The following is a 21,841-nucleotide window of genomic DNA, read 5'->3' on the forward strand; positions in this document are numbered from 1 at the left end:
ACCAAGAACATTCTGTTGAATGAGGGGATTCGCGCTTGGATGGCTCCTCAAGATCAGCCTCACGAGAACTTTGAGTTCCCTGAAGAAGTTCTGCCTCGCGGTAACGCGCTGTAGAATTTTAGATTTTGCGGAGGCGAAGAAGTTTCTCAGCCTCCGATGATTTTAGGTTAATCTTCAATCTAGAATCTCAAATCTAAAATCTAAAGTCGATACCTGGTTTGGTTAATGACAATAGAGGTTTTACCCCGTGCAAACGTCATTTAATAACAGTTTCGTTACAGGCGCCGGACGCGACCAAGAGTCCTCCGGATTCGCCTGGTGGGCGGGTAACGCCCGTCTGATCAACCTGTCTGGTAAGTTGCTGGGCGCTCACGTTGCCCACTCTGGTCTGATTGTCTTCTGGGCGGGAGCGATGACTTTATTTGAAATCGCTCACTTTGTTCCAGAAAAGCCTATGTACGAACAGGGCTTAATCCTACTACCTCACCTTGCCTCCCAAGGCTGGGGTGTTGGTCCTGGTGGTGAAGTTATCAACACCTTCCCCTACTTCGTAGTTGGTGTTCTGCACCTGATTTCCTCCGCCGTTCTGGGCATAGGTGGTATTTACCACGCAGTTCGCGGCCCCGAAACCCTGGAAGGATACTATTCCTTCTTTGGCTACGACTGGAAAGATAAGAATAAAATGACCACCATCATTGGGATTCACCTGATCCTGTTGGGAATCGGTGCTTTCCTGTTGGTGATTAAGGCGATGTTCTTTGGTGGTCTGTATGACACCTGGGCGCCCGGTGGTGGTGATGTTCGCGTCATAAGCAGTCCCACTCTTAACCCAGCAGTAATCTTCGGCTATCTGCTTAAGTCTCCCTTCGGTGGCGACGGCTGGATTGTTAGCGTCGATAACCTGGAAGATGTCGTCGGCGGTCACATCTGGGTTGGCTTAATTTGCATTTTCGGTGGTATTTTCCACATCCTTACCAAGCCTTTTGCTTGGGCGCGTCGCGCTTTAATCTGGTCTGGAGAAGCTTACCTCTCCTACAGCATAGGCGCTGTATCCTTGATGGCTTTTGTTGCCGCTTGTTTCGTCTGGTTTAACAACACCGTTTATCCCAGCGAATTCTACGGCCCGACTGGCCCGGAAGCTTCTCAAGCGCAAGCTTTGACCTTCCTGATCCGCGACCAACGCTTAGGTGCTAACGTCGGTTCTGCACAAGGCCCGACAGGCTTGGGTAAATATCTGATGCGATCGCCTACTGGAGAAATCATCTTCGGTGGTGAAACAATGCGCTTCTGGGATTTCCGTGGCCCTTGGCTGGAGCCTCTGCGCGGCCCTAACGGTCTTGACCTGAACAAAATCAAGAACGACATTCAACCTTGGCAAGCTCGTCGCGCTGCTGAGTACATGACCCATGCTCCTCTGGGTTCTCTGAACTCTGTGGGCGGCGTGGCTACGGAGATCAACTCGTTTAACTACGTGTCTCCCCGTTCCTGGTTGGCGTGCTTCCACTTTGTGATGGGTTTCTTCTTCCTAGTCGGTCACTTGTGGCACGCTGGTCGCGCCCGCGCTGCTGCTGCTGGCTTTGAGAAAGGTATTGACCGTGAAACCGAGCCAGTGCTGTCTATGCCTGACCTCGACTAATAGTTTTGAGTTTTGAATTAGAAACTCATAACTGATAAATGAAAAGGCTCCTGTGTGAAAGCAGGAGCCTTTTTGTTGTTGGTGAAATTACGGTGGACGCTGCCTCGAAATCAGGGCTACGCTGTCAGCAGTCTCAACACAGTCACCGTGCAAGATTGGAGTGCAGAAAGCTTGTGAATGCCGAAAACAAAATCGAAAGATTATTCGAGGCAATTCAGTCATCTGATGTTGAACAAGTTCGTCAACTTCTAAACTCTGGAGTTGATGCTAATAGCAAAAATGTCAAAGGTCAGCATCCACTGGTGTTAGCCTCTAGCATTGGCAACTTAGATATAGTTAAGGCTTTGCTGACAGCAGGGGCAAATGTTAATGCTAAATCTGGAATAGCTAAAAGTCCCAAGTTTAACCCAACTATTTCTGTGTCATCAATACCGGGAAATGCCAGCCTGGGAGAGATGATAAGCGAAGCACTTGAAGATGCTCCTGATGAAGCAAAAAGCTTTTATACAGGCTTTACGCAGTTCGTTGATGCTTTCTCAACTGAAAAGAGCATCAATAGTGCGAGTACCAATAAGCAGCAGGAATCTTCCCAAGTTGAAGATGTAGAGGACGAGGAGGAAGATGTTGATGAGGGGAAAGAAAAAACGGCATTGATAGCAGCGATCGCTTCCGGTCATGTCGAGGTTGTAAAAACTTTACTCAACGCTGGTGCTGAGGTCAATCCCAAAACCTGGTATGACGATATACCCCTCGTATTTGCAGCTCAAAAGGGGCAAGCCGAGATTGTCCGCGCCTTGATTGATGCTGGTGCTAATTTTAATCTCGGTTTTGATTTCACGCCTCTTTATGAAGCTGCAACAGAGGGACATAGCGAAATCGTAAAAATTTTGCTTGAGGCTGGTGCTGACGTAAATCAGACTGACGAAGATGGTCATACAGCACTAATGACAGCAGCTTATGAGGGTCATTTAGAAGTAGTGAAATTATTGGTAGAAGCAGGTGCTGATGTAAATGCTTGGGGACAGGGAGATACTCCTTTGCTTCGTGCTGCTACTGGGGGACAGCAAGAAGTTTACGATTATCTGTATCCGCTGGTTTCTGAAGACATCCGAAAGTATGGGGAGAAAGAAATTGGGAAGGGTGTGAAGAGAAAGGAGCGGTTAAAGAAGAAGGATGTTGAAGACTTCATTGATGCGGCAATGATGGGAAATATAGAAGCAGTAAAGGCAGCAATTGAGGCAGGGATAGACATTAATGCTATTGGCTCTAATGGTGAAACTGCCCTAATGTATGCGGCTCATTACGTTCATATTCCCGTAGTCCAAGCTCTAATTGATGCAGGTGCTAATCTAAATATCTTGAGCGAAGAAGATGGACTCGGTGAAGGAGAAACCGCTTTGATGCACCTAGCTGGAAGCTTTTTTGCAACAGGAAAACGCGCTGAGGTGGTCAAAATATTAGTGGAAGCGGGAGCGAACATCAATCTCAAAGGTAAGGATGGTCGTACCGCCCTGATGTGCGCTACTATGGCGCGTTATGCCGATTCGATACAGGCTTTGATAGAAGCCGGTGCAGACCTTGATGCTAGAGATGATGATGGCAATACAGCGATGATGCTGGCTGAGGGTAACAGACATCGTAAAATTGTTCGCCTGCTCAAACAAGCGGGTGCTTCAGAAGGGGGAATGAATGATATTGCCTTAATTCAAGCAGCCTCTGACGGAAATGCCGAACAGGTTAGAGCGTTAATTCAAGCAGGCGCGGACGTTAATCGCAGGACGAATAGCACCGCGTTATGCAATGCAGCTTCAAGAGGGCATGATGAAATCGTGAGGATGCTGATTGAAGCTGGTGCAGACGTAAACAAAAGAGCCTTCGCTGGCTCTTTTAATCCGCTACTCCATGCTGCCTCTCAGGGATACCTTGATATCGTTCGCGCCTTGGTAGAAGCGGGTGCAGATGTGAATGCGAGGGTTGAAGATTACTGTAATGCACTTGAATATGCTGAGTTGGGCATGATGAAAGGGCATCACAAAGGTAGACAACACGCCGAGGTGATTGAATTACTCAAGCAAGCAGGTGCTACCAAGTCGCAAGATTTTTAATCGGAAGATATCGCGATCGCATTCCCCCTTCCTCCCGCACAAACAAAAAAAATGGGGATGAGTCACCTCACCCCCATCTATTAGCAATTAGCTACTACAGAGTTGGCACAAATTGCTCTTTTTCAGGAACCTCTGTGTACTCAGCCACAATTTGGCGGAACTCTTCACCGTCAATTGTTTCCTTCTCAATCAACAAATCAACGAGACGGTCAACCACTTCGCGGTTTTGGCGCATGATCTGACAGGCCTCTTCGTAGCAATGAGCAACAATTGAGCGTACCTGAGCATCAATCCGAGAAGCAATTTCCTCAGAATATTCGCTGCGGCTTGTCCAATCTCGACCTAAAAATACTTCCCCACTCTGGCTTTCTAAAGACAGGGGTCCGAGGTCAGACATCCCGAAGCGAGTTACCATTTGCCGTGCTAGTCCTGTAACCTGTTGCAGGTCGCCGCCAGCACCAGTGGTGATTTCCGAATCGCCAAAGATAACTTCCTCAGCAGCACGTCCGCCTAAAGCGCCTTTAATGCGCGCTAGGAGTTGCGATCGCGAAACCAATCCTGAATCCTCAGATGGAGTAAACCAGGTTAAACCGCGTGCTTGTCCTCGTGGAACCAGAGTTACTTTCTGTACGGGGTCGTGATCGGGAACCAGGGTGCCAATAATCCCGTGACCGATTTCATGGTAGGCAATCAGTCGCTTGCTCTTGCTGTCTACTAGAGGCGTGCCTTCCATCCCAGCAACCACTCGGTCTACAGCGTCGTTGATTTCCAACATAGTGATGGCATCTTTACGACGACGAGCTGTTAAAATTGCACCCTCGTTGAGCAGGTTGGCTAAGTCAGCACCTGTGAAACCTGGGGTACGACGAGCGATCGCTTCTAAGGATACTTCCGGAGCAATTTTTTTGTTGCGGGCGTGTACTTCCAGAATTGCCACACGACCTTTCAAGTCGGGAGCATCGACCATTACTTGACGGTCAAAGCGTCCCGGACGCAATAAGGCGGAATCTAGTACATCGGGGCGGTTGGTGGCAGCAATAATAATAATCCCGGTATTGCCTTCAAAGCCGTCCATCTCGGTCAGCAACTGGTTGAGGGTTTGTTCCCTCTCGTCGTTACCGCCACCAATTCCAGCGCCGCGTTGCCGTCCTACAGCGTCAATTTCATCGATGAAAATCAGACAAGGGGCGTTTTCTTTGGCTTTTTTGAACAAGTCGCGGACGCGGGATGCACCAACGCCGACAAACATTTCCACGAACTCAGATCCAGAGATGCTGAAAAATGGGACTCCAGCTTCGCCGGCGATCGCTTTTGCCAATAAAGTCTTACCAGTTCCCGGAGGGCCTACTAACAGCACTCCTTTGGGAATTCTCGCTCCCACTGCTGTAAACCGTTCCGGTTGCTTCAGGAAGGTAACAACTTCTTCTAGTTCTTCTTTGGCTTCTTCAATCCCAGCTACATCGTCAAATTTGATTCCTGTTTTTGCTTCCATCTGGAATCTGGCTCTGGATTTGCCAAAGTTCATCGCTTGACCGGGGCCACCAGGAATGTTGCTAGAGCGACGGAACAAGAAAAACAGCCCAGCAATCAACAGAATCGGGAAAATCAAATTTCCCAGAAATCCCCAAATAGCGCCGTCGTTACGGGCTGGATGGGTATCAAAGCTGATATTAGCTTTTCTGAGCTGAGAAATCAGTTCTGGAGCATTTGATGGCAAATCTACCCGCAGCCGCTGTATTCGGTTATCCAGGTCTGGATCGACGGCTTCCACAATTGCCGTCCGACCACCATCGTATAGGTCAACACTGGTTAAGCGACCGTCATTGAGATATTCCAAAAAGCGCCCGTAGGTCATGCGAGTGCTGGCGGTGTTCTTACCCATGTCAGCAGGAGCGGCAGCAAATGCCCCTTGCCACAGGAAAAACCCGATTACCAAGGCTGGTAATGTCCAAAGAACTAATATTCTCCAAGAAAATTTCATAAGCTAGTGGGGTCTCCAAACGGTTAATATATGCAGATTCAATCCAGCTCTGGAGTCATGACAAAGACTAAATGAGCGCAGTATCTTCGCTGTTTTTTTTCACTCGTGCAATCTGGCGAGCCTGAGTGAGGCGTTAGTAAACATTTTAACGTTGAACTTAATCAAATTTAACTTAATTCTCAGGATTAGGGCAACTAATGGCTAGTTAATACTACAAGAGATGTAAATTGTCAATCGCCGAAATGGGAGTTAATTTTTTGAATTTTGCTTTAATCACGGGAGATAGCCAGCAGCCTTTAATACGGTTTCTGAACTGAGGCTACATATCGCGTCCTAAATTATAAAAAGAGCTAATGATTCGTGAAGGCGAGATACCCGACTTCTCTAAGAAGTCGGGTATCTGAAGGGCTGGCACCTCACAACTCTGCCGAGGATCGCTATATGTTTCTTCCAGAGCGATCGCTAGATCAAACATTAATCCAAAAAGGTATGACGCGCCCGCTTCCGAGGTTTAAGCCACGAGAAGCAGACGCGCCAATGTAGTCAATTTAGATTATGAGGATGAAAGCCTTCCGGGGCAGTTTCAACCCTAGTAGGTTTCTACGTGCCAGCGACCAGCTTTCTTCATCGCCCGTTGGTATTCAGTCCAGTTCACCCCTTGCTTGGCGGCGACGGCAGAAAGCGCTTCATCAATGCCACCTTCCATACCCTTCAATCCACAGATGTAGGTGTGGGTATTGTCTTTCTGCATCAGTTCCCAAAGTTTTTCAGCATTCTCAGCAATCCGGTCTTGGATGTACATTCTGCCGCCTTGGGGGTTTTTCTGTTCGCGACTGATGGCGTAGGTCAGGCGGAGGTTGTCCGGGTACTTATCCTGCAACTCTTCCAATTCTTCTTTATAGAGGATGTTGGGAGTTGTAGCGATACCAAAGAAGAGCCATGCCAAACCGTTGAACTTATAGTCGGGGTTGGCTGCTCTTTCGGCATCTTTGAACATCCGCCATAGGTAAGCGCGGAATGGCGCAATTCCAGTTCCTGTTGCCATCATAATAATCGTGGCATTCGGATCGTCTGGAAGCAGCATTTCCTTACCAGTTGGCCCGGTGATTTTCACTTCATCCCCAGGCTGGAGACCGCAGATGTGGCTAGAGCAAACACCATAGACCATTTCGCCAGTCTCAGGATGCTTGTACTCTAGTCTCCGGACGCACAGGGATACAGTCTTGTCATCAACTGCATCACCGTGACGAGTTGAAGCAATCGAGTAGAGCCTGAGTTTTTCCGGTTTGCCTTTCTTGTCGATTCCCGGCGGGATGATACCAATACTTTGACCTTCTAAATATCGTAAATCCCCCTCAGAAATATCGAAGGTGACGTGACGACAAGTGCCGATTCCGCCCTCACGAACCATTTCTTCATTGCTGATACACCGACCAATAAAGGGATTATTCGGACGGTAGATATTAACGGGAATATCTTTTTCAGTCTTTTCCTTTGCTTGAGTCATAGGCTTGCTTTCTTCTCCTGCTTTCTTGTCCTGTGCTGCGGGTTGTGAAGAAGTGGCTTGCCCATTCGCTTCGCTTGTTTGTGCCACAGAGCGGTTGGCTAAAGAGCCATTCATGCTGCTGTCAACACTCAGTTGCTGGATGTTGACAATTTTGCCACCCATGCGAGCGATCCGCCGCATTTCTTGGTTCATGCGGCTGTATGGCACTGTGATGAATACGCTACCACTGCGACGAATGGGGTAGTTCATTTGGTCAGTTTGTTCGTTCTGACGCAGACCCACCACTTCATAAACAAAGACGCGGCTCCCAGATTCTGTATTCGCAGTACCGTTGGCTGTGCTTGAGTTATACATTAGCTGTTAAATATCTCCTCCGATCCCAGGTTCACTTAACATTCTGCTACAAAGCGCACTCCTAAAGCACATACCATCTGTACTTAGCGATTGATCAAAATGGAGCGCGATCGCTCACTTTAGGGTCGTCACCATTGGGAGAGCGCCCAGTTTCTTAGCCGAGAACCCAATGTTTGCACTTCCACAATACAGAGTCATCCCAGCAGAGAATGTCGCTATTGAGTCAATTTAATTTTTTCTTTCTAAAAATGCGCTCGTAAAGCGTAGCATAAGAACTGAGCGAGATAATTCTAATCACAGTCAGCCTTGTAGCGTTTATCTCATTCTGGTAAGATACAGTGTAGCAGCTAGTATTAAATACTTACTGGACTGGGCTTGAGTCGTCCCCAACGGGCAACAGCTTTCAGCTGTGCTGTATGTTCAGAATGGTTATGCTTTAGTGCTTATGCCACCGCATAAAAACCGAGGGGAACCTCTTGGCTAGGGATTTAGATTGCTTAAAACTACTGAAAAGAAAATTTTTTGCGTTAGAGGGAAGCTATGACCAGTCAGCTGGATCGTGTGGTTTTAATTGGTGTTGCTGGAGACTCCGGATGCGGTAAGTCCACATTTTTGCGCCGATTGACAGATTTGTTTGGGGAAGATTTTGTGACGGTGATCTGCTTGGACGATTACCACAGTTTGGATCGTAAGCAGCGCAAAGAAACGGGAATTACAGCGCTAAACCCGAAAGCGAATAACTTCGATCTGATGTACGAGCAGATCAAAGCGCTGAAGAACGGTAAGAGTATCGATAAGCCAATTTACAACCACGAAACCGGCGCGATTGATCCACCAGAGCGAGTAAACCCTAACCACATTATCGTGATCGAGGGACTTCACCCTTTGTATGATGAGCGAGTGCGATCGCTTCTAGACTTCAGCGTGTACCTAGATATCAGCGATGAAGTCAAAATCGCCTGGAAAATTCAGCGAGATATGGCTGAGCGCGGACACACCTACGCTGATGTCATGGCTGCCATCAACTCTCGCCGCCCAGACTTTACCGCCTACATTGAGCCGCAGAAGGAACACGCTGATGTTGTGATCCAGGTTTTGCCGACCCAATTAGTCAAGGAGGAAAAGGAAGGCAAGATTCTGCGGGTACGTCTAATTCAGCGAGATGGTGTGGAAGGCTTTGAGCCAGCTTACCTATTTGATGAAGGGTCAACAATTGATTGGAGACCCTGCGGACGCAAACTCACCTGCGGCTATCCTGGCATCAAGATGTACTACGGGCCAGATAGCTACTATGGTCACGAGGTTTCTATTCTGGAAGTGGATGGTCAGTTTGAAAAGCTAGAGGAAGTTATCTACATCGAAAGCCACCTCAGCAAGACTTCTGCCAAGTACCACGGCGAACTGACAGAACTGTTGCTTCATCACCGGGAGTATCCAGGCTCTAACAATGGTACTGGGTTGTTCCAGGTGTTAGTAGGTCTGAAGATGCGGGCGACATACGAGCGCTTAACTTCTGGAAAAAGCCAGCCTCTGGCAGCTACGAAAGTGTAATTAAAGGCTCTCATGCTCTCAGCCAAAAGAAAAGAGCGTTAAGAGCTTCCAGAGTCCCAACTATTAAATTTGATGATGAACAACGCGAGAAACTGACAAAAGTCTCTCGCGTTTTGTTTTGACTTTAACCAGCTGATGACGGCGTGTGAGTATTGAATGCTTGCTTTACGTTTAAATTCCTTGACATTTCCTAAACTGAGAAATGTAAAGATATCGTAATCTTGCATCTTATGTTCCTCAAACCGAATCAACGCACAAAGTTAGACGATACGGATGATACGCTGTTCTACTCCTACCCGCGCTTTGTGACGCACGTAGACGAAGGCTTCATTAAACAGCTGACAGATTTATATAGAGAACGGCTGAAGCCAAATACTCGCATCTTGGACATGATGAGCAGCTGGGTTTCCCATCTACCAGAGGAGATGGAATTTGCTCACATCGAAGGACACGGACTCAACGAGGAGGAACTGGCGCGCAATTCCCGTCTAGACCATTACTTTGTACAAGATTTAAACAAAAATCCTAAGTTACCCTTGCCAGATGGTGATTTTGACGCGGTTCTCATCTGCGTTTCGGTGCAGTATCTCCAATACCCGGATGCGGTGTTTTCTGAGATTCACCGGGTTCTGAAACCGGGTGGAATTGCCATTATCAGCTTTTCTAACCGGATGTTTTACCAAAAAGCGATCGCTGCATGGCGGGATGGTTCAGAATCTAGCCGCGTTGAGTTGGTTAAAAGTTACTTTACCTCAGTCCCAGGATTTAGTCCGCCTGAAGTCATTACCCGCAAATCCAGCGCTCCCAATTTCCTCCAGTGGATGGGTGCAGCTGGCGGCGATCCTTTCTATGCTGTAGTAAGTCAGCGGCTTTAAGGTAAGTGGAAATTTCCCCAGGTAAGATCGCAAAAATGCCAACATGGGGATTAAGTGTAGAAATTAAAGCTATCAGGAGGCGGTAATGTTTTTCCAAAATGGGCGTAGAATTTTAGCAGCTTTATTACTGTCAGTTTTGCTGCTGGTGACATCTTGTGCAACTCAGGCTCCCTCTCCTTATGCTCAGGCGCAAAAGGAAAGTACCCAGAGAAATGCCCCTTCAGCAGTTGCCAAAGATGCTACACAGGGTAGCCAATTTAATAAATTCTTTCCAAAAGGTAGTGGTGGCTTCCAGACCGTAGCAGCTCAAGAGAAAAAAGGCTTTGCTGAGTATAAGCTGAAACAAGGCGGCAAGGATGTAGCGGTGCTATCTATCAATGACACGATCAGCAACCCTACAGCCGCAGGGAAATTCAACAGCAGCACTCAAAAAATCGCTGGATATCCAGCAGTTAATCAGGGCAGTAACGGCACTGCTATTTTAGTAGGCGATCGCTACCAAGTCAAAGTACAATCCCGCGATGCTTCCTTTACCCAAAGCGATCGCGAAGCATGGTTACAAAGATTTAATCTCAGTGGTCTGGCACGACTGAAGTAAGTAGTCTGTTGCTATCGTCAGCATGGCTAATCGTTGAAAAATGATTAGCCATTAGCTAATGACTAATGACCATTGATTGACTAAACAAGGAGACTTTTGTGAGCAAAGCTATTTTTGAATTGGTTGATGAACTACCAACCAACAACATGACCACGAGAGCGCTACGAGCGCTTGATTTTGTAGTTCCTGGCGAGTGGCAAAATATAGTTGGATTCGACAACACCATTCGCGCTGTCACCGGAGAAACCGACGCCGCCTTTATTCAGCAAATTGGCGAACGCGCTGTTTATTTGTATAACGACAAGTCGCAAGGTTATCAACGAGCCATGTGGCTTTATCAAACTGTTGATAATGCAGATAAAGCCTTGGGTGCAGCTGCTCTAGCCAACAAAGTTGGTGAAAACATTCCCTTTTTGGGACTTTTAAACCGCCTTACTCCCAAAGCTAACAAAGCTCAAGCTATTGATTTGACCATAAAATTAGTAGTTGAGTTAGTTGCTTTCTGCCAAATCAACGGCATCCCTGGAGACAGCATCGGCGATTTTGTTGCGTCTTTGAGTGATTATAGTGGCGAATCTCTAATGCGGATGGTGGCGCTGGTTTGCTTTGATGGTCTGGTTCCTCTTGGCCCTGACTTCCTCCTGCAAGCTACTTCCAGCTTAAATCAGACAAATCCCTCAGAATTAGAACAAAATCAGACCTATCAGCGCGTCCACGATCTGATTCCAGGTGGCAGTTCTCAAGGTAAGCTAAACTTCATTGGTCAAAGCTTTGATTCAGTCAAAGGCTGGATGAGCGGTTTGGTTACTTCTCGCGGTTTGACACCAGAAAAAGTTGTTAACAACCTGCACAATTTTGTAGAAATTTCTAACGACAAGTTAGACTACTTGGGTGCTTTTCTAGATGTGACAACTAACTACTACGAACACACTGGAACTCAAACCCTGGCTCGTCGTTTGATTGAACGCGCCTCAGCCGAAATTTAAGCTCGACGACTAAAGTCGCGGCTCTCGCGAACAAAGCCCGCCTTCGCGGGCTTTAATTTTAAGCCTCGCGTTGCGCGGGCGTAGTACGCAAAAGCCTAGGCTCAGGCAATGTGGGTAAGTAAGTGTCTAGAATAAATTACACAACTTTGCATTGCTACATAAGGGTTTCAAGAGGATTTCATATGTAATTTATTTCGCATATCCACTTATAGATGCAAGATTGGGATGCACTCTATTTCTTTTTGCTTTAATTTTTGTCAATATTTTGTGATTTATAGCACAGAAATACTTATTCTTAAGAGTATCTGATAAAGCCGACGTGAGGGGTAGGGGGCGATCTCTTCTCTCCCAATACGGTTTGGATAAGATAAATTGTTTACCGATAACCGTTGTAAAGACGTTCTATCTTAACGTCTCTACGCCCCCAACCCCATGCCGACTCCAATGCACTATGCGATTGAATCAAAGATTCAAAGGAGATTTACTGTCATGGCAATAGAAACTGTTAGAGAATTTTTGGAAAGCGTAAAACAAGATCAACGATTAAAAGAAAAAGTTAAAGCAGCACAAGAACCAGAAACTTTGGTGGAGATTGCCAAAGAACGTAGCTATATTTTCTCACCCGAAGAATTAGATACTGCGTTAAGCAATTTGTCGAAGAAGCAAGACGAGTTAGCAGCTTTAGTCAATCCGGGTATCTCACCCCGGCGACATCTTCATCCAAGGTAATTGGGAATTGGGAATTGGGAATTGGGGATTGGGGATTGGGAATTGGGAAAAATCTTACCCAGTCCCTAGTCCCCAACCCCCATCTATGCCAAAATTTCTGATGCCTGCTGACAAATTTCTTCGTGACAGTTACCGTTACTAGCTATCAAGCAACCCCATTGATTTACATCCCCTGTGTTGTACTTCAAAGGGTTGCCATCAACATGAGTAAACTTTCCGCCAGCTTCTGTCAAAATTAACTCAGGTGCAGCCATATCCCAATCTTTGGGAGCAGACTTTGCAGATAGCGAGATGTAAACATCCGCTGTTTGTTCGATGATAGTAGCAATTTTGCAACCGACGCTGCCCACATAATGTTTATTTTTAAAGGGTAGGTTTTGCAATAATCGATCGAAGCGATCATCCCGATGGGTACGACTGGCGACTACGGTTAAATCTTCAATCTTGTTGTGTTCGGATACTCGTATTGGCTTTACTTCCCCATCACGAGTTTCTACAAACGTGCCGCCGCCAATGGTTGCGTAATACAATTTGCCAGCTTCAGGCACTACTACCACTGCCGCGACTGGTCGTCCTGCATTGGTTAGGGCAATATGAACGGCGTATTCCCCAGTACGGTCGATAAAGTCTCGCGTACCATCAAGGGGGTCAATAATCCACACCCAAGGTTGAGTAGGTATGGGTGTCTGAGATTTATAAGTTTCTTCGCTGAGGTATCCGAAATCTTGGGTACCTAAAGATGCCTGCAAGTTATGCAGAATGTATTGATTTACAGCCACATCAGCAGCTGTAACTGGCCCATCTTTTTTGTCTTGAATTTCCAAGTTGCCGACGCTTTGATCGCCGCGATAGTAAGACTGTAGGATATCAGCGGCACCCCAGCCAACAGTTCGGGCGATCGCTACAATTTCTTCTAGCCCTTCATATTGGTTTTCGCCCAATGATTTTAATGTCACGTTAGGATTCCTCGACTGTTGGCAGTTGGTGGGAGGTCAACAAAATTGATTAATCCTTAATTATATGCTGCCTTGCTGCATCCATCGGCGAGTGCCAAAAAATTGACAGGAATGGGAGGCAATTTTTGCCGCTAGAGCAATCGCATCTGTAAAATTTTCCTCCAAAATATAATGGCAAAAGGCACCGTGAAAAATGTCACCAGCGCCCAAAGTATCGACAGGATTGATTTTGGCAACCTCCACCCAGCCGTTTGTACCTTGCGAAATGTATTGGATCGGTTTTTCGCCATTAGTAATGGCAATATGGGGAATTCCCATTTCTGATAAATAAGAAAAAACTTCTTCTGTTGTATTACAACCCGGTGGATAAAAATTTGCCGAACAAATGGCGTAATTTACAAAAGGCAATACATTCTCAAATCCAGGCTTCCAACTGCCGCCGTCTATGACCACGGGAATATAATTTTCTTTGGCTTTTCGGGCAATTTCCTGTCCAACTGCCATTTGATGTCCATCAATGAGGACGATATTAATCCCTTGCAAGATATTTTTGGGAATGCGATCGCAACAAGCTTGCGTTTTGGTAGCGTTCAACGAAACTACAGCGCGATCGCCTGTCCCTTGAGTAACGATAATAGAAGATATGGGCGGCGGTTCGTCGTGAGTGGGTGCTAAGTCTATTTGTGTAACAGTATGACTTTCCAAGTCACCCTGGATTAAGCAATTAATCGGATGACTGCCAACAACACCCAAAAGCGTTGCACCTCCGCCCAAATAACTAAAAGTTACTGCGGCATTAGTAGCAGGCCCACCGGCTGCCACAGTATAGTCAGATGCCGCCATTTTTTGATTTTTTTGAGGCAAACCTGCCGTTAAATAAACAAAATCTAAAGTAACTAATCCTACAAAAAGTCCAAGTGCCATCTAACTTCAGAATTTTGAATATATGGGAAAAGTAGATAGTCTTCCTATAGCACTTTATGTTGTAGGAACTCCAATTGGCAACCTGGAAGATATGACTTTTCGGGCGGTGCGAATTTTGCAGGAGGTGGATGCGATCGCAGCTGAAGACACGCGCCACACTGGGAAGCTTTTGCAGCATTTTCAGATAAAAACGCCTCAAATTAGCTACCACGAACATAACCAAGCACAGCGCATTCCAGAGTTGTTGCAGCAGTTGAAAATGGGGAAAGCGATCGCGCTGGTCACTGACGCTGGGATGCCAGGAATCTCCGATCCAGGTTACGAACTGGTTAAAGCCTGTATTGAGGCAGAAATGCCCGTAGTTCCTATTCCCGGTTGCACTGCTGTAACAACTGCCCTAAGTGCGGCTGGATTACCTACAGATAGATTTGTATTTGAAGCCTTTTTACCAGCAAAAGGTGCAGACAGGCAACAACATTTAGAAAGTTTACAAACAGAAACCAGAACTCTCATATTTTACGAAGCACCCCACCGACTGCGGCAAACATTGCAAGATTTAGCGGTTGTACTAGGAGAAAACCGGAAAATTGTATTAGCCAGAGAGTTAACAAAGTTGCACGAAGAGTTTTGGCGGGGAACAATTGGGGAAGCAATTCTTCACTATAATCAGCGCGAACCGCAAGGAGAATTTACTCTCGTCGTCGCTGGTGGTGAGTTGGTAACACCGTTGCTGTCAGAAGAGGCGCTAAAAGCAGAATTACAGCAGCTATTGTATCAAGGAATATCGCGATCACAAGCTAGTCGCCAATTAGCAAAAGCCACTTCCATCCCTCGCCGCCAAATCTATCAATTAGCTTTAGAAATTCCGGTTATTCCCAACACCGAAGCGGAAACAATAGAAGAAAGCTAGGGGCTGGGGATTGGGGGACTGGGGGCTAGGGACTAGGTACTAGGAAGGAACTGGAAGGGACTAGGTACAATTCTTTCCAATTCCCCAATCCCCAATCCCCAATCCCCAATCCCCAATTCCCCAATTCCCCATCCCCCAATTTAATATGAAAACTCAATTCTTCTCTGGTTACTTAATTTTTCTAATAACACTCACGGGTTGTACTACGTCAACAAAACAGCCAACCTCTTTAAGCACGCCTTCACCCACCACCACGGCGACAACGCCGCCGTCGCCAACTTCCACCCCAACACCAACATCGGTAAAATTGTCTCCCGTCTCAGCGAACTTTAAAATCTCAGCAGACGGCATAGGCCCTGCCAAAGTGGGGATGACTTTGGGCGAACTAAAAAAACAGTTGGGAGCGAATGCTGAGTTTAAGGTAATGTCGCCTTATATTGTAGATTTTGATGCGATCGCAGTCAGTCAAAATGGAAAAGTACAATATTATATTCTCTACCCAGCTGCAAAACCCCTAACTGACTCCGATAAAATCGAATATTTGCTAACAGAAAATCCCGCTTATCGAACTGAAAAAGGAGTAGGTTCCGGCACAACACTCAAACAAGCCGAAGCAGCTTACGGAGATGCCACTTTGTCTTACAACACCGCAGTAGAAGGTAGAGAATACGTCAGCTTTGCTAATGAACCTGCTAAGAATATTGCCTTCCGCCTTGGTTCCTTTGGAGATAACAGCTTGGTAGGAGTTTATCCCTCAGCATCCGGCGAATTTAACCAAACCAAACAATATAAAGACGACGGCATAATTCGCGCTGTTAGAGTTGATTGCCAGGGTCAAAGCTGCGGTAATTAATAGACCTTAAAAACACCTGAAGATTAAAGTCAAGGGCGAACAAACAACGCCTTTGTATTGGCAGGCATTGTTTGTGTAGCCACACCCTTTAGAGTGTAGGCTGCTCTCATTGGATGCACCCTTGACTAATAACTAAGAACTAATGACTAAACACCTCATCAGAAAACATATCTGTCATCGTGCGTAGATAAGGTAACAAAGTTGCCATATCCTCAGGATTTAGGAGATTGTGCATTTGCCAACCCATAGTTTGTAGCATTTGTTGCACCAGTCTCCAGCTCACATTCAAGCGAGGGTACAACATCACGCACAAAGGAAACAGTTCTTGCTGCACCGCTTGCATATTGTCTTGCAAAATGCACAGACATAGATAAACCTGAAACATCTCAGCATCGCGGATACTGGCGGTTTTGACAATGTCTTCACTCAAGTTACCGCTGTAGGTGCGATAGTTGGGGTGTTGACGGCAAACTTGGTTACAAACCGCGTGGGCAATCTTGGTGCTGACAGGTAGAAGATTCTGAACTGCTTTGAGTGCTGGAGAATCCATGTCATGGTTAGCCGCAGCTTCGTAGGCAGCCCGTAGCGGCATATACATGTGGTCATCCATCATTTTTAAGTACGGCATCCACAGCGCCTGCTCTGGCGGTGAAAGCCACTCAAGTAACATTTGACCCGTGTAATGAAACTGCATACTCACGAAGCCAATCGCGCGAGGATCAACCTTGGTATATTTCTGTCGCACCCGGCCAAAGTCTGACCCCCCAGACACTGACACACGATGCGCCGTTACTCTCTCAGCATAGCCATCTAGCACTTTTTGAAATAACTCGCGAGTATCTGCGGCAATTTCCAAGGGATTGATTAAGTCTGGGTTAATACCGTGGCGGCGAATCTCTTGTGATAGGAGCGTTTCCGTCTTAGACCAAGCTCTTGCACTGGCTAAACTCAAGTTATCTAGGAGCTTTTTAGCCGTTTCAGCTCGACCTTCAGCAGATGTAATTTCTTTTAAACTTTCGTTTTTTCTTAGCTCCTGAGCATCATAGTCCGCAGTAACAGCAACATAATACTTTCGCGCCCACAAGGCTGCTAGAGAATGCACGTTTGATTTTGTTGATTTGCGGGTAGAGGCGGGTGAAAAACTTTCAACGAGTTGAGGCTTGGAGGTAGAAACAGGAAGAGACTGAACTTTAGCCGATGCAGATAAGGGGGTCATAAAACATCCAAAATTATCAAAAGGTATTCAAATCTACCAATCCCAGCTTTTATGTCTGGAATTCCCCTCGCTATTGGCTTATGGACTTCGCCCATAGCCTTTAGTTATAAAAATCAAGCCGAGATATAACAGGGAAGACGGTTGGCGTTACACGGAACAAAAAATATTTAATTTGCTACAGACTTTACAAATTCTTTGCAGAATTTCTACAAACTCTTCACAAAATTAATTTATCAGTATTTTCCCTGGTTTTTGCAAAAAATAAATCATTATGTATATAAATGTTGACTTATTGTAATGTTTCTCATAAATAAGCTTACGCACTTTGTACGTTGACAAAAATACGCAATTACCCATTAGGGGTCAAAAAGGCGATCGCGCCATGCTTTTATCCTCCTTAGCAGGCTGAGCCGGGGAACGTAAAAAATCATACCCTCAGCTTAGATTAGAGGCAAGCGATCGCTTCTTCTACCTCTGCCTAGTCATCCCCCGGGGCTAATATCCCCTAGCTGAAATACAAGGGTAATTAAAACTCAAGCAAAATTTAGGATTTCCCCTCTGAGTCGGTTCAGCACAATTACTAAACTTAGACAACTAAGAGATTTGTAAGGCGGGCATCGTCTACCTTGCATAGATACATTAACGCGCCCATTGCTGCAAAATATAATCGTAAAATCGCTGCTTATCCACCTTCTCCATAACGCGAATTTTTCTGCCTCCAGTTTCCACCTTTGTTCGTCCTTGACTCTTGCCACTTGTGACAATCATTGTCTCCTCTTCCCCCACTTCATAAAACTCCGGATGGGCGAGATATGCTGTAGCCAAAACATCCCAAAAATAATAATCTTGGGGGATAACCAGTGCATAACATTGTCCTGCCAAATCAGAAACAGGATATTGACGCTGACGGCCCATTTGGCGCACCACTTCTGATGTCACTGGCACATTATTTGTCAGGTCTAAAGGACACAACATAATCGGGATTGAAGTCTGCCAAACTCGATTCACACCGATAGGGTCCCAATAGGCATTCCACTCAGCCGAACCATCCTGTCCCGCCTCAATATCTTTGCTAACATTACCAGGAACGTTCAGCGCACCCCCCATCCAGACAATCTCTTTAATTTTTGATTCAATTTCCCTATCTAAATCTAGTGCAGCGGCTACTGTCGTCAATGGCCCTGTTACCATTAATGTCACTGGTTCTGATGCTTCTTTTAACATCCGTACCATAAATTCCTGACCAGATTCTTTCACCAAAGGTGTCTCAATTGTTTCTCGTTCATTGAGAATTGGGAAATGATCTACAACGAAAGAATCGCGGCGAAAAAGTCGCGGAAACGGATTAATTCCCCGCACCGTACTTTCTGCCACTGGCACATCAGAACATCCCATTAAATCTAGAATTTTGCGCGTTGCACTCACAGCAGGTTCAACATAGCAATCAGCTGGCGTGACGATGATACCGAGTGGTTGCACATTCTCCATCGTCATCAGCAGCATCGTGGCGAGATAATCATCAACGCCGCCATCATGATCCATTAATACGAGTTGTTTTGACATAGACATTTGCTTGAATTAAGCCGAGAATCATCTATCTTGGTGAAGCGTTTCCCGAAAATATTCACCTTCTACTCTATATCGGTAAAGTAGCCCCGGATACCTGTCAGAGAAGTTTAAGTCTTACCTTAGTGAAAGAGGAAGCGCATTGGTGTAAAATTTTTGATAGATTGGCAATCTGTCGTTTAGAGGCTGCAATGAGAACTTCTCTCCAGTTGCAGCCTCATCTACACTATTAGCCACTCCTCCAGATGTTTAAAACTGGAGGACGAAGATATCAAAAACTTGAGCGATCGCGTTTCCAAGCAGTATCCTTAAAAAAAACTAACTGTGAGAAGTGAAGCCTTATGGATGAGTTTATGACAGATGCGATCGCACAAGCAGAACAAGGACTCGGTGAGGGAGGAATTCCCATCGGTTCAGTTCTGGTAAAAGACGGGAAAATTGTCGGTAGAGGACACAACAAGCGCGTCCAAGATAGCGACCCCGTTACCCACGCCGAAATTGATTGCTTACGCAACGCTGGCAGAATCGGCAATTACAAGGATACAACACTTTATTCTACGTTAATGCCTTGTTACCTCTGTGCTGGTGCTGTCGTCCAATTTGGGATTAAAAAAGTTATTGTTGGTGAGTCTGCAACTTTCTCCGGTGCCAAAGAATTTATGGAATCTCATGGCGTTGAGGTGATAGATTTAAACTTGGATGAATGTAAGCAGTTAATGAGCGATTTTATCCAGAAAAATCCGCAGTTGTGGAATGAGGATATTGGAAAGTAATCGTTAGATTGCTCTTAATCAAAAGAAAAACTTTTTATTCTCAACCGCTTGAAACCGTTAACTTTTTATGATATTATAATCTTGATAAGGAAGAACTATCCCTAAGTATTTATTTAATCCAGATTTTATACTACCAGAAAAAAGCAATCTTTATTAATAAAATCTCCCTCCAACTCTCCAATTAAACAAGAGAAATCCCTCTGTTTCTTTGCCTACCTTGGCGTTTGAAAAATACCTCTCTCGCCCAGAAACCTATTAAACATCTCCCGATCAGGCAGAGAAGGCTGTGCGCCAGCAGTAGTTGCAGAAATAGCACCAGCAGCCGCACCCCACACCACCGCCTCCCGTAGAGAACGCCCTTCAGCTAAAGCCGCAGCCAAAGCACCATTAAAGGCATCTCCGGCAGCAGTTGTGTCAACCGCCTGGACTCTAAAAGCTGGAACGAAGAACTTCTCTTGAGAGGTTGCACAAAAGACACCGCGATCGCCCAACTTTACAATTGCGTTTCCCACACCCCAACTAAGTAAAATTGTGGCAGCTTTATCAGCAGCTTCTTGCCCATCTACGGGAAAACCCACCAACTGCCCCGCTTCCACTTCGTTAGGGGTAATGATGTCAACCAACGGGTAAAGCTGCTGTGGGATATCCAATGATGCTGGTGCGGGGTCGAGAATCACTCGGACACCAGCCTTTCGCCCTGCCTCGCCTGCTGCTAAAACAGCACTCATCGGTATCTCTAACTGTAAGAGTAAGGCGGCGGCTTCAGGTAACAAATTTTTCAGGCGTTCAACATCGTTCTCGTTCACGCGCCCATTAGCCCCAGCAACGATGATAATGTTATTTTCTCCAGCGTCATCAACAGTAATAATAGCGACACCAGAAGCAGCTGCCTCATCCACCAACACCGCCCCGGTATCAACGCTAGAAGCTTGAAGACCTGCCAGGAGTTCGCGCCCAAAACTGTCGCCGCCCAAACGCCCCACTATCTGAGTTGGAACCCCCAGTCGGGCTGCTGCTACCGCTTGATTCGCCCCTTTGCCACCCGCGGCGGTAAAAAAGTCATGTCCCCGCAGCGTTTCCCCGACGACTGGCAACCGATGCGATCGCGCTACCAAATCCATATTAATGCTGCCGAAGACAATTACTTTGCTCATGATGGAAGTATTGCTAATTGCTAATAGTTGCTTCTGACAATTAGCCATTAGCTATTAACCATTAGCAACTTTGTTTATTGCACCGTCACTGCTGCTTCCAAACCCAAAGTCCCCATAAGGCGGTCAATATCGAAGTGTTCCGCCATCATCTGGCGGATACACTCTATTTTGATCGGTTCGTGTAGCCGTACCTGACCAAAGGCACGATCGATAATTCCTACAGTTGTTAGCGTATCCAGGTCAACCGAGAGAATCGGGATCTCTAAATCTTCCGCGCGGCTGAGGATAAAGTGTTGCGGCGGCAGTTGACCAGTCAAAATCAGACACTGGGTAGAAGTTTCCAGGGCGGCTAGTTGGATGTCTGTGCGATCGCCTCCAGTTACCACCGCCATATTCATTCCCTTCCGGAAATACTTCAGCGCTGAGTTTACATTCATTGCGCCAATTGTCAAGCTTTGCACCATCAAATCTAACCGATCCGGACGGCAAAGCACTTCTGCCTTCAGCTGGTGTACCAATTCCCGAACGCTGACACTCCGCAGCAATTCACTGCGTGGCAACATTGCCAGCACCGGAATCCCCTGCCGTTCCAGAAAAGGACGCACAAACTTCTGGGCATCCTCCAGATTATTAGAGGGAATATCGTTAATCAAAACACCCAACAAGCGATCGCCCAGTCTCTCCTTAGCTGATAACAAAGCATCCACCAACAACACCGAGTGAAAACGCGCCACCAGTAAAACCGCCGCGTCAACAGCAGCAGCGACCTGTCCCAAAGACAAGTCGAACAAGCTCCCCTCCTCCAAATTACCCGGCCCTTCCAACAATACCAACTTTGCCCCAGGCACCATGCGATATTGCTCAAGAGACTCGCGATAATCCCTCTGGTCAACTCCCGATAAGCGTCTTTGAATTGTCTCCTCATCTAGAGACAGCAGAGTTGGGCAAACCCGGTTATCTGGTAATTTCAACACAGTTGCCAGTAACCGGACATCCTCCTCCATCGCATCCGTTTGCGACTCGCTTAAACAAGTACCTAGTGGTTTACCGTAGGCGATATCCAGTCCTCTTTCTTTGAGCTGGTGGGCAATCCCTAAGATTGCTGCTGACTTGCCACTGTAAGCTTCTGTTGACCCTATTAGCAAATATTTAGCTGATTTTGGCACA

At 46.3% G+C, this 21,841-nt stretch carries 21 protein-coding genes and 1 pseudogene; 13 read left to right on the forward strand and 9 right to left on the reverse strand.

Features of this window, described 5'->3' with window-relative positions; all coding sequences use genetic code 11:
- The 4 genes and pseudogenes from NDI42_RS21000 to NDI42_RS21015 all read left to right on the forward strand — a co-directional run.
- Window positions 1-114 (forward strand): annotated as a pseudogene (locus tag NDI42_RS21000) (photosystem II protein D2); the annotation flags it as partial.
- 133 nt (window positions 115-247) lie between these two features.
- A complete protein-coding gene (gene psbC / locus NDI42_RS21005; protein WP_190443820.1) occupies window positions 248-1,636 on the forward strand; it encodes a photosystem II reaction center protein CP43 in 1,389 nt (462 codons plus the stop codon).
- Window positions 1,637-1,690: 54 nt separating this feature from the next.
- A complete protein-coding gene (locus tag NDI42_RS21010) occupies window positions 1,691-1,813 on the forward strand; it encodes a hypothetical protein (RefSeq protein ID WP_313930675.1) in 123 nt (40 codons plus the stop codon).
- Entirely contained in the window at window positions 1,810-3,741 is a 1,932-nt protein-coding gene (locus NDI42_RS21015; protein ID WP_190451514.1) for an ankyrin repeat domain-containing protein, read from the forward strand. Before NDI42_RS21010 ends, NDI42_RS21015 begins: the two co-directional genes overlap by 4 nt.
- Window positions 3,742-3,835: 94 nt before the next feature.
- Here the strand turns inward: NDI42_RS21015 and ftsH2 are convergent, their stop codons facing one another.
- On the reverse strand, window positions 3,836-5,722 hold the full coding sequence (gene ftsH2, locus NDI42_RS21020; protein ID WP_190419696.1) for an ATP-dependent zinc metalloprotease FtsH2: 1,887 nt from the start codon (window positions 5,720-5,722) through the stop codon (window positions 3,836-3,838).
- Window positions 5,723-6,082: 360 nt separating this feature from the next.
- Here ftsH2 and NDI42_RS21025 point away from each other — a divergent pair, with 360 nt between their 5' ends.
- The gene (locus tag NDI42_RS21025) at window positions 6,083-6,265 is read left to right on the forward strand and encodes a hypothetical protein (RefSeq protein WP_190451516.1); all 183 of its coding nucleotides are present in this window, start codon (window positions 6,083-6,085) and stop codon (window positions 6,263-6,265) included.
- Between the two features lie 46 nt (window positions 6,266-6,311).
- On the opposite strand, the gene cpcD/petH is transcribed toward NDI42_RS21025, so the two are convergent.
- Window positions 6,312-7,583 (reverse strand): bifunctional rod-capping linker CpcD/ferredoxin--NADP reductase PetH, encoded by a 1,272-nt coding sequence (gene cpcD/petH / locus NDI42_RS21030; protein WP_190451518.1) that lies wholly within the window; start codon window positions 7,581-7,583, stop codon window positions 6,312-6,314.
- A 540-nt stretch (window positions 7,584-8,123) separates the two neighbouring features.
- Here cpcD/petH and NDI42_RS21035 point away from each other — a divergent pair.
- From NDI42_RS21035 to NDI42_RS21055, 5 genes are all read left to right on the forward strand, one after another.
- Window positions 8,124-9,134 (forward strand): phosphoribulokinase, encoded by a 1,011-nt coding sequence (locus NDI42_RS21035; protein ID WP_190443817.1) that lies wholly within the window; start codon window positions 8,124-8,126, stop codon window positions 9,132-9,134.
- Window positions 9,135-9,364: 230 nt separating this feature from the next.
- Window positions 9,365-10,009 (forward strand): class I SAM-dependent methyltransferase, encoded by a 645-nt coding sequence (locus NDI42_RS21040; RefSeq protein ID WP_190451520.1) that lies wholly within the window; start codon window positions 9,365-9,367, stop codon window positions 10,007-10,009.
- Between the two features lie 85 nt (window positions 10,010-10,094).
- Window positions 10,095-10,607, forward strand: a complete 513-nt coding sequence (locus tag NDI42_RS21045; protein WP_190451523.1) for a hypothetical protein — start codon at window positions 10,095-10,097, stop codon at window positions 10,605-10,607.
- A gap of 98 nt (window positions 10,608-10,705) precedes the next feature.
- A complete protein-coding gene (locus tag NDI42_RS21050) occupies window positions 10,706-11,593 on the forward strand; it encodes a hypothetical protein (RefSeq protein ID WP_190451525.1) in 888 nt (295 codons plus the stop codon).
- 489 nt (window positions 11,594-12,082) lie between these two features.
- Window positions 12,083-12,322 (forward strand): Nif11-like leader peptide family natural product precursor, encoded by a 240-nt coding sequence (locus NDI42_RS21055; protein ID WP_190419684.1) that lies wholly within the window; start codon window positions 12,083-12,085, stop codon window positions 12,320-12,322.
- Between the two features lie 83 nt (window positions 12,323-12,405).
- Here the strand turns inward: NDI42_RS21055 and NDI42_RS21060 are convergent, their stop codons facing one another.
- Both NDI42_RS21060 and NDI42_RS21065 read right to left on the reverse strand, forming a co-directional pair.
- Window positions 12,406-13,278, reverse strand: a complete 873-nt coding sequence (locus NDI42_RS21060) for an inositol monophosphatase family protein (RefSeq protein ID WP_190451527.1) — start codon at window positions 13,276-13,278, stop codon at window positions 12,406-12,408.
- 60 nt (window positions 13,279-13,338) lie between these two features.
- Complete coding sequence (locus tag NDI42_RS21065; protein WP_190451529.1) at window positions 13,339-14,202, reverse strand: sugar kinase; 864 nt, start codon at window positions 14,200-14,202, stop codon at window positions 13,339-13,341.
- A 22-nt stretch (window positions 14,203-14,224) separates the two neighbouring features.
- Between NDI42_RS21065 and rsmI the strand changes: the two genes are divergently transcribed.
- Window positions 14,225-15,112, forward strand: coding sequence for a 16S rRNA (cytidine(1402)-2'-O)-methyltransferase (gene rsmI, locus NDI42_RS21070; protein ID WP_190451531.1), 888 nt, complete (start codon window positions 14,225-14,227; stop codon window positions 15,110-15,112).
- Window positions 15,113-15,280: 168 nt separating this feature from the next.
- On the opposite strand, the gene NDI42_RS21075 is transcribed toward rsmI, so the two are convergent.
- Entirely contained in the window at window positions 15,281-15,463 is a 183-nt protein-coding gene (locus NDI42_RS21075; RefSeq protein ID WP_190419675.1) for a hypothetical protein, read from the reverse strand.
- 19 nt (window positions 15,464-15,482) lie between these two features.
- Between NDI42_RS21075 and NDI42_RS21080 the strand changes: the two genes are divergently transcribed.
- Window positions 15,483-15,965: a hypothetical protein gene (locus NDI42_RS21080; protein WP_190451534.1), complete on the forward strand. Its 483-nt coding sequence runs from the start codon at window positions 15,483-15,485 to the stop codon at window positions 15,963-15,965.
- A 139-nt stretch (window positions 15,966-16,104) separates the two neighbouring features.
- Here the strand turns inward: NDI42_RS21080 and NDI42_RS21085 are convergent, their stop codons facing one another.
- Both NDI42_RS21085 and NDI42_RS21090 read right to left on the reverse strand, forming a co-directional pair.
- On the reverse strand, window positions 16,105-17,181 hold the full coding sequence (locus tag NDI42_RS21085) for a hypothetical protein (RefSeq protein ID WP_190451536.1): 1,077 nt from the start codon (window positions 17,179-17,181) through the stop codon (window positions 16,105-16,107).
- A gap of 639 nt (window positions 17,182-17,820) precedes the next feature.
- The gene (locus NDI42_RS21090) at window positions 17,821-18,744 is read right to left on the reverse strand and encodes a nucleoside hydrolase (protein ID WP_190451538.1); all 924 of its coding nucleotides are present in this window, start codon (window positions 18,742-18,744) and stop codon (window positions 17,821-17,823) included.
- Window positions 18,745-19,088: 344 nt separating this feature from the next.
- Here NDI42_RS21090 and NDI42_RS21095 point away from each other — a divergent pair, with 344 nt between their 5' ends.
- Window positions 19,089-19,520 (forward strand): nucleoside deaminase, encoded by a 432-nt coding sequence (locus tag NDI42_RS21095; RefSeq protein ID WP_190451540.1) that lies wholly within the window; start codon window positions 19,089-19,091, stop codon window positions 19,518-19,520.
- 212 nt (window positions 19,521-19,732) lie between these two features.
- Here the strand turns inward: NDI42_RS21095 and rbsK are convergent, their stop codons facing one another.
- Window positions 19,733-20,722 carry a ribokinase gene (rbsK, locus tag NDI42_RS21100; RefSeq protein ID WP_348231479.1) on the reverse strand — a complete coding sequence of 330 codons (990 nt, stop codon included), beginning with the start codon at window positions 20,720-20,722 and terminating at the stop codon, window positions 19,733-19,735.
- 26 nt (window positions 20,723-20,748) lie between these two features.
- The gene (locus tag NDI42_RS21105; RefSeq protein ID WP_190451546.1) at window positions 20,749-21,840 is read right to left on the reverse strand and encodes a DRTGG domain-containing protein; all 1,092 of its coding nucleotides are present in this window, start codon (window positions 21,838-21,840) and stop codon (window positions 20,749-20,751) included.
- Window position 21,841 lies beyond the last annotated feature (1 nt).

Source organism: Funiculus sociatus GB2-C1 (assembly GCF_039962115.1).
GTDB classification, from domain to species: domain Bacteria; phylum Cyanobacteriota; class Cyanobacteriia; order Cyanobacteriales; family FACHB-T130; genus Funiculus; species Funiculus sociatus.

What these genes read in the sequence shown, in the direction of transcription:
- NDI42_RS21095 (WP_190451540.1), top strand. Translation starts at nt 19,089, where the DNA reads ATGGATGAGTTTATGACAGATGCGATCGCACAAGCAGAACAAGGACTC.
- NDI42_RS21085 (WP_190451536.1), bottom strand. Translation starts at nt 17,181, where the DNA reads ATGACCCCCTTATCTGCATCGGCTAAAGTTCAGTCTCTTCCTGTTTCT.
- NDI42_RS21045 (WP_190451523.1), top strand. Translation starts at nt 10,095, where the DNA reads ATGTTTTTCCAAAATGGGCGTAGAATTTTAGCAGCTTTATTACTGTCA.
- ftsH2 (WP_190419696.1), bottom strand. Translation starts at nt 5,722, where the DNA reads ATGAAATTTTCTTGGAGAATATTAGTTCTTTGGACATTACCAGCCTTG.
- NDI42_RS21065 (WP_190451529.1), bottom strand. Translation starts at nt 14,202, where the DNA reads ATGGCACTTGGACTTTTTGTAGGATTAGTTACTTTAGATTTTGTTTAT.
- NDI42_RS21035 (WP_190443817.1), top strand. Translation starts at nt 8,124, where the DNA reads ATGACCAGTCAGCTGGATCGTGTGGTTTTAATTGGTGTTGCTGGAGAC.
- rbsK (WP_348231479.1), bottom strand. Translation starts at nt 20,722, where the DNA reads ATGGCTAATTGTCAGAAGCAACTATTAGCAATTAGCAATACTTCCATC.
- NDI42_RS21040 (WP_190451520.1), top strand. Translation starts at nt 9,365, where the DNA reads ATGTTCCTCAAACCGAATCAACGCACAAAGTTAGACGATACGGATGAT.
- cpcD/petH (WP_190451518.1), bottom strand. Translation starts at nt 7,583, where the DNA reads ATGTATAACTCAAGCACAGCCAACGGTACTGCGAATACAGAATCTGGG.
- NDI42_RS21075 (WP_190419675.1), bottom strand. Translation starts at nt 15,463, where the DNA reads ATGCCGTCTGCTGAGATTTTAAAGTTCGCTGAGACGGGAGACAATTTT.
- rsmI (WP_190451531.1), top strand. Translation starts at nt 14,225, where the DNA reads ATGGGAAAAGTAGATAGTCTTCCTATAGCACTTTATGTTGTAGGAACT.
- NDI42_RS21055 (WP_190419684.1), top strand. Translation starts at nt 12,083, where the DNA reads ATGGCAATAGAAACTGTTAGAGAATTTTTGGAAAGCGTAAAACAAGAT.
- NDI42_RS21090 (WP_190451538.1), bottom strand. Translation starts at nt 18,744, where the DNA reads ATGTCAAAACAACTCGTATTAATGGATCATGATGGCGGCGTTGATGAT.
- NDI42_RS21080 (WP_190451534.1), top strand. Translation starts at nt 15,483, where the DNA reads ATGACTTTGGGCGAACTAAAAAAACAGTTGGGAGCGAATGCTGAGTTT.